Source organism: Mesorhizobium sp. M2A.F.Ca.ET.037.01.1.1 (genome assembly GCF_003998075.1).
Classification (GTDB): Bacteria; Pseudomonadota; Alphaproteobacteria; order Rhizobiales; family Rhizobiaceae; genus Mesorhizobium.
Map to the genome: position 1 here is coordinate 1 of NZ_RZSA01001211.1, position 1,736 is coordinate 1,736.

The following is a 1,736-nucleotide window of genomic DNA, read 5'->3' on the forward strand; positions in this document are numbered from 1 at the left end:
GTCCACCGTCCGGTCCGCCAATCCACACCATCGCCATTCGCCTGCCATAAGCGAGACAGCCGATGTCCTGCTACGAGATCATCGATCCGCGCTTCGGCGACCTTATCGATCCGGTCGCCTTCCTAGAGACGCTGCACACCGGCAACCGCTGGGCGGAAGGGCCGGTCTATTTCGCCGACCTGCGCACGTTGGTCTGGAGCGACATTCCCAACGACCGCATGCTGCGCTGGGACGAGGAGACCGGCGCGGTTTCGCTGTTCCGCGGCAATGTCGCTAATCCGAACGGCAGCACCCGCGACCGCGAAGGCAGGCTTGTCACCTGCATGCAGGGCGAGCGCCGTGTCGTGCGTACCGAATGGGACGGCTCGATCACCGTGCTCGCGGACTCCTTCGAGGGAAGGCGGCTCAACTCGCCGAACGATGTGGTGGTCAAGTCGGACGGCAGCATCTGGTTCACCGATCCCAACTACGGCATCATCTCCGATTATGTCGGGCGCCGGGCCGACCAGGAGCAGCCCGGTTGCCGCGTCTACCGCATCGATCCGCAATCCGGCCGCATCGCTGTCGTCGCCGATGATTTTTCGATGCCCAACGGCCTTGCCTTCTCGCCCGACGAGAAGACGCTCTACATCGCCGATTCCGGTTATCTGACCGACCGCAGCGCGCCGCACCACGTCAGGTCGTTTGACGTTGCCGGCGACAGGCTGGTAAATTCGCGTGTGTTCGCCGAAATATCGCCGGGCATTCCGGACGGGTTTCGGATTGATATCGCCGGCAACCTCTGGATCAGCGCTTGGGACGGCGTCCAGTGCCACACGCCGGCCGGTGAATTGATCGGCAAGATCCTGGTGCCGGAGATGGTGGCGAATGTGGCATTTGGCGGCGCGCGGCACAATCGGCTCTTCATCACGGCGACGACTTCGGTCTATGCCGTGTTCCTGAACGTGCGCGGCGTGAAATATCCGTTCCGCACGTAGAAAGGCTTCGGGCAGGCACCGCCCGGCGGCGGGTTGGGTGGTTTGAGTTGGACACGAAGCAGCTTCAGGTATTCATCGCCGTCGGCTCGGCGGGCAGCTTCTCGAAGGCCGCCCTCGACCTTAATGTCACCCAGCCGATGATCACGCGCCATATCCGCGGGCTCGAGGAAGAGCTCGGCGTCGAGTTGTTCCACCGCAACGGTCGCGGCGTGGTGCTGACCGAAGCCGGAGCGCTCCTGAAATCGCATGCCGACGAGATCGTCGAGCGCATGCGGCTCGCGCAGAACGCCGTATCCAATCTCAGGGCTTCGCCACGCGGCAGGTTGGTGCTCGGCGTTCCGCCCTCCGTCGGGACGGTGCTGACGGTGCCGCTGGTCAAGAAGATCAAGAACGAGTTCCCGAACGTCGCCCTGCAGGTCATCGAAGGCTTCAGCGGCCACATCCTGGAGTGGCTGATCGCCGGCCGCATCGACGCTGCGGTGCTTTACAACTCGCCCAATCACCCTTCGGTGCTGACCGAGCCGCTCGCCGATGACGAGCTTTTCCTGATCGGCCCGGCGCTGCCAGAGCCTCTGCTGCCGCGCGGTCCGGTTGGCCTCGGCGTGCTAGCGGAACTGCCGATGATCCTGCCAAGCCGGCCGCATGGTCTGCGCCGGCTGATCGACAACATCGTCGCCGAACACGGCATCTATCCGCGCATCGAGATGGAATTGGAGGCGATGCCGTCGACGCTGCTGCTTGTCGAGGAGGGCGGCGGCT

At 64.2% G+C, this 1,736-nt stretch carries 2 protein-coding genes; both read left to right on the plus strand.

The window, feature by feature from the left end:
- The first annotated feature begins 62 nt into the window (after positions 1-62).
- Positions 63-977: an SMP-30/gluconolactonase/LRE family protein gene (locus EOA27_RS35195; protein ID WP_126081365.1), complete on the plus strand. Its 915-nt coding sequence runs from the start codon at positions 63-65 to the stop codon at positions 975-977.
- A gap of 47 nt (positions 978-1,024) precedes the next feature.
- On the plus strand, positions 1,025-1,736 hold a 712-nt coding region (locus tag EOA27_RS35200), incomplete at its 3' end, for a LysR family transcriptional regulator (RefSeq protein WP_145970785.1).

Coding starts and splice junctions, on each gene's coding strand:
- EOA27_RS35195 (WP_126081365.1), top strand. CDS start 63: ATGTCCTGCTACGAGATCATCGATCCGCGCTTCGGCGACCTTATCGAT.